The organism is Vibrio sp. V39_P1S14PM300 (genome assembly GCF_009904765.1).
GTDB lineage: Bacteria > Pseudomonadota > Gammaproteobacteria > Enterobacterales > Vibrionaceae > Vibrio > Vibrio proteolyticus.
Window position 1 is genome coordinate 1 of the sequence record NZ_WXWP01000203.1, and the last position, 5,438, is coordinate 5,438.

Consider the following 5,438-nt stretch of genomic DNA (forward strand, 5'->3'; position numbering starts at 1 on the left):
CATCTGAGCTAAACGAACATAAAAAACACCCCGTGCGTTACTTGTTATGATGCCAAACCTTTCAAAATTCAAGTAACAGATCCTTTACAGGGTACAATCACGCAAAAGCGATCACATTATACACAGCGTTTTCAATCAGATGCTATTGCATTTGAGAGGGTTTCCAACGCGTGATCAAGGTTCTCGCTATCCAACCAAGTTAAGTTATCCCAGCTGCGCAACCAGGTAACCTGTCGCTTGGCCAATTGGCGGGTTGCACAGATACCACGAAAGATCGCGTCATCCAGCGTGCAGTGCCCATCCAAATAGTCCCACATTTGTCGGTAACCGACACAACGAATCGACGGCAGATCCGGGTGAAGATCCGGCCGGGCATATAATGCCCGAACTTCATCTTCGAAGCCCGCTTCGATCATTTTGTCAAAACGCAGTTCAATCCGACGGTGGAGCTCAGCCCTTTCCTTGGGAGCTATCGCAAATTGTTTGACCCGGTACGGCAGGCTCTCGCCTTTGGTCTGGGTCAACTCAGTAAGAGTTTTACCTGAAATTCGGTAAACTTCCAATGCCCGGGACAATCTTTGTGGATCATTCGGGTGGATTCGTTGTGCCGAGACAGGATCAATCTCTGTGAGCTGATCGTGCAGCACCTGCCAGCCCTGAGTCAATGCTTCGTGTTCAATTTGCTGGCGAATTTCAGGGTTTGCAGCAGGAAGGGGTGATAGACCTTCAAGTAACGCTTTGTAATACAGCATGGTGCCGCCGACCAGCAATGGGATCTTGCCCTGCGCCACGATCGCCTCCATCTCGCGCAGCGCATCACGCCGAAAGTCTGCCGCCGAGTAAGATTCACTGGGATCGAGGATGTCAATCAGGCGATGCGGTGCCAGTGCCCGTTCTCTTTCATCGGGTTTGGCGGTGCCAATGTCCATCTGCTGGTAGATCAGAGCAGAATCCACGCTGATGATCTCAACCGGATATTGCTGACGCAACCGGATCGCCAGCTCTGTCTTGCCTGATGCCGTTGGCCCCATCAAAAACAGGGCCAGAGGTAATTGTTTGTTCATGATCTCTTTAATTATTTTGCTAACAGCGCCGCGATCGTCACGGAAAAATCGACCGGACGGACAAATCGAGTATCGTCCAAAGGTAACTGGCCTTGCCAGAGTTGTTCCAACTCCGCCACGATTTGGATCGCTTCCGACAGAGTGTAGTCGCTTTTTACCTGCGTGATCTGATCGGCCAACCAGCAGGCCACTCGGTCAAAGCAAACATCGGGAGTGTCACCCTGTTCGACTAACTGAGCGGCGTAAGATACCAGATCTGGGATTAAGTGTTGTAAGTTTTGTTGTCGCAGCGGTTGAGGCACGCCCATCACCAGCACACTTTCTTTGTTACGTGCTTTAAACTCAATCCCAAATTGTTGATACAAACGATTCGCCTGCTCGATATGCTGCAACGTCGCTGACGACAGCTTGAGAGACAACGGCACCAACAGCGGTTGCGCTTTGAGTGCTTGTGCCCGCACCTCCAACTGCCCACGATTTCTCAGCCACTCCGCCCGGGCCAGTGCCACTAAGACACACTGGTGTTTGTTGCCCATCACTAAGTACTGCTGCTCCACCACCGTAATCGCCTTACCCAGCGACTCGACGCGAGCCTGAGCCTGATACTCGGCTGTCGCACTGTCATGGACTTGCGCAGCCGGGATGTCTGGCGTGGTCAATAACTCGCGATACGCTTGCAACTCCTGATGGCTGGGAGCACTCTCGACGCTTCGCTCACGGGACTTATTCGTCGACGCCGGTTTGGGGGAGTCAACCCAGTCACGAGAGCTAGTCGCCTGATTCGATACCCGCTCCGACGACTCAACACGACGTTCATAGCCCGCTCTCCCCGGATACGCCGGTGTGTTATCGATAGCCTGATACACCTGCTGTGGCACCGTCCGGCCAGTATCGCTCGCCTCAGGCTCCGGAGTTGGCGTCGACGTCACGCTCTCTTCGTTGACGGCCTGTTGAGGCTCTGCCACATGATACGCGGATTCACTCACCGAAGGCGCGGCAATGTGCTGGCTCTGAACTAAGGCGTCAGTTAGCGCCTGATAAATAAAGTCATGCACCAGGCGAGCCTGATGAAAGCGAACTTCGTGCTTGGCCGGATGCACGTTCACATCGACCTGATGCGGATCCAACTCAATGAATAGCACATAGGCCGCAAACTGATCCGGACGCAGACTATTTTCATAACTCTGCCGGATAGCATGATTGATCAACTTATCACGCATCATCCGACCATTCACGTAGCAGAACTGCAAATCGCTTTGCTGGCGCGCGCCTTCCGGTGTAGTGATCCAGCCACACAATTTCAGCCCCTGATGCGCCAGCTCAATCTTGAGCATATGACGTACAAACGGGTTGCCGCAAACTGCCGCGATGCGTTTTTCCGTCTGCGCCTCGGTTTTGGCCGCCCGATACTGGCGCATCAGTTTGCCGTTGTGACGCAGATTGATTGACACATCAAAGCGACTGAGCGCAATTCGTTTGAGTAGCTCATCAATATGACTGAATTCGGTCTTTTCGGTACGAAGAAATTTACGCCGGGCAGGCGTATTGAAGAACAGATCCAGCACCTCCACCGTGGTACCGATGGGGTGCGCTGCCGGAGTCAGCTTCACCGCCATATCACGGCCTTCGCTATACGCAGACCACGCCTCTTCTTGCGTCGCCGGGCGCGACGTCAGCGTAAGACGCGACACGGAACTGATACTGGCCAGCGCCTCACCACGAAAACCGAGGCTCATGATCGCTTCCAGATCATCCAGTGTATGGATTTTGGAAGTGGCATGGCGACTGAGCGCCAGCCCGAGCTCATCTTTGACGATCCCTTTGCCGTTGTCCCGGATACGGATCAGCTTGGCCCCCCCTTTCTCGATATCAATATCAATGCGGGTCGCCCCCGAGTCGAGGCTGTTTTCCACCAGTTCTTTAACCACTGAGGCGGGGCGTTCTACCACCTCGCCTGCGGCTATCTGGTTGGCCAATCGTGCTGGCAGGATCTTGATCGTCATAGCGTATGTTACTTATTTGGAATGATCAGCACCTGACCCACGGTCAGGGTATCGGATCGTAACTTGTTTGCTTTGCGAATGCTATCGACCGACACATTGTACTGCGAAGCAATCTTGCCGAGGTAATCACCGCGCTGCACTTTATGTTTCCGCAGTGGTACGTCTTTCAGACTGACGGTGATCTTAAGTTTCTGCCCTAACTTCAAGGTATCAGAGCGCAAGTTATTTTCCCGCTTGATCGCCGCCACACTGACTTTGTATTTCGCCGCCACTTTGCCCAGGTAGTCACCTTTCTCGACCACGTGTGTGATCGTCTGGGTTTCCACCGGGTTCTTCACTTCCGGTACTGGGATGGCGGCGGTGGTACCCGGTATAGTCAGTACCTGACCCACATTAAGGCTGCTGCTCTTCAGCTTGTTAGTGCTCATCAACGCGCTGGTTGAGGTGCCGTATTTCTGAGCGATCACCGACAGCGACTCACCACGCTGAACCTTGTGTTTTTTCACCTTTGCCCGGTTGGCAAGCAAAGTGCCTTCCGGCGGGTTGTCTTCGAAGTACTGCACGATCGCTTTGGTCAGTGCGTGCGCCAGTTTGTCCTGGTGGCTGCGCTGGAACAGCAGGCGCTCTTCAGTCGGATTGGAAATAAAACCGGTTTCCACCAATACCGACGGAATGTCCGGCGATTTCAGCACCGCCAGGCTGGCATTGACGGGCTCGCGCTTATGCAAATGTGCCACCTTGCCCATTTCACGCAGAATATTGGTGGCCACTTTGTAGCCTTCTTTTTGCGAATGGCTGAACTGCAAATCCAACAGCGTCTGACTGACATTGCGGTCACTGTTGTTTTTTGCCAGCACTTCACCGGCCCCACCCAGCAGTTGCGATTGCTGCTCATGGTTTTCCACCCAACGGGCGATCTCGGTATTGGCGCGACGGGTATTCAGCACAAACACCGATGCCCCCCGCGGTTTAGGCGAGTGGAACGCATCCGCATGGATCGAAACCAGCAGGTGCGCTTTATTGCGCCGGGCAATTTCAGAGCGCTTGTTGAGGTTCACGAAATAGTCCCCTTTCCGGGTCAGTACCGCACGCATTCCCGGAACTTTGTCGATCTGGTCAGCCAGCTTTTTAGCCACCGCCAAGGTGACACTTTTCTCATACTTGCGCGTTGGGCCAATCGAGCCTGGGTCTTCACCACCATGACCGGCATCAATAGCGACGACGATGTCTGCCGTACCGAGAAATTGGGACGCATCGCGGCTGACCTTAGACGCGCTGCCCGGTGACGCAGAACTGGCCGCAGCACTCTCACTGCTGTTCCCGTGCGACAGATCGATCACCAGACGGTGACCATACTGGCCACCCGGCGTCGGCGCCAGTTTAAACAGCTGAGCGTTGGCTTTCTTCTTCAGCTCAAATACCAAGCGGTAGGTATTTTTCTCCGGCGGAGAGCTCTTACGCACTTTTTTCAAAACCGGGCTGTCAGACACTGTCACTGGCAGTTGCGTCGCAAGAGAGGCATCTTTCAGATCCACCACCAAACGGTCGGGGCTGCTGAGCGAGAAATAGCTGTAATCCGGCTCACTCTTCATATCGATAACGACCCGCGTTTCGTCCGGCGATGGCCAGACCCGCAGGCCTTGAATGGCATTTGCCCAGCTCAGGCCGGGCAAAAACGTCAGTAATAGGGCAACAATGGAGAAAAAGGCCCTGAACGGCTTAATGATCAACATAACTCCAATTGGTCAAGCAGCGAATTTCCATAGTCATTATTGGCCGTGATCAGTACGATACGTTGATCACCGTCATAACGCAGTTCAATATCCAGATCCGATTCCGGGAGCAGGCCCTGGCCTTTTTCCGGCCATTCCACTAAGCAGATGGCGTCTGGGGTGAAATAGTCACGAATCCCCATAAATTCCAGTTCTTCCGGATCGGCCAGACGGTACAAGTCAAAGTGGTACACTTGCCACTCTGCCAATTGATACGGTTCAACCAGGGTGTAAGTCGGGCTCTTTACATTCCCGTTATGACCCAAAGCACGAATAAAGCCACGGCTGAACGTGGTCTTACCCGCCCCCAGATCACCGTGAAGATAAATGGTGGTCTGCCGAGAACACAGACTGGCCAGCGCTGTCCCCATCTGAATCGTGGCTTGTTCATCTTTGAGGGCAAATTGTTTCGTGCTCATGAAATACTTTCTCTAAAGGGTCAGAATTGACTATATAAAAATCAAAAGAACCAGAATAGTAAACTGGGTGGGAATTGAGAGACAAGCTCTGTTATGTAAGTTAAAAGAAAATATTCATAAATTCAGCGCGTTTTTCGCCCAACTCTCAGCTAGATCCAATTTCTAAGATCCGGTAAGATC

The 5,438-nt window shown here is 53.0% G+C and carries 4 protein-coding genes; all 4 read right to left on the bottom strand.

The annotated features are described in order from the left end of the window. Positions 1 to 131 precede the first annotated feature (131 nt). From miaA to tsaE, 4 genes are read right to left on the bottom strand one after another with little or no spacing between them, the layout of a single operon-like run. Positions 132 to 1,064: a tRNA (adenosine(37)-N6)-dimethylallyltransferase MiaA gene (gene miaA / locus CAG65_RS10425; protein WP_161453578.1), complete on the bottom strand. Its 933-nt coding sequence runs from the start codon at positions 1,062 to 1,064 to the stop codon at positions 132 to 134. An 11-nt stretch (positions 1,065 to 1,075) separates the two neighbouring features. Continuing rightward, positions 1,076 to 3,067, bottom strand: a complete 1,992-nt coding sequence (mutL, locus tag CAG65_RS10430) for a DNA mismatch repair endonuclease MutL (RefSeq protein ID WP_161453579.1) — start codon at positions 3,065 to 3,067, stop codon at positions 1,076 to 1,078. Between the two features lie 8 nt (positions 3,068 to 3,075). Next, positions 3,076 to 4,800: an N-acetylmuramoyl-L-alanine amidase gene (locus CAG65_RS10435; protein ID WP_021707385.1), complete on the bottom strand. Its 1,725-nt coding sequence runs from the start codon at positions 4,798 to 4,800 to the stop codon at positions 3,076 to 3,078. Continuing rightward, positions 4,794 to 5,258 (bottom strand): tRNA (adenosine(37)-N6)-threonylcarbamoyltransferase complex ATPase subunit type 1 TsaE, encoded by a 465-nt coding sequence (gene tsaE, locus CAG65_RS10440; RefSeq protein ID WP_021707384.1) that lies wholly within the window; start codon positions 5,256 to 5,258, stop codon positions 4,794 to 4,796. The genes CAG65_RS10435 and tsaE overlap by 7 nt, the downstream gene beginning before the upstream one ends. Positions 5,259 to 5,438: the final 180 nt, after the last annotated feature.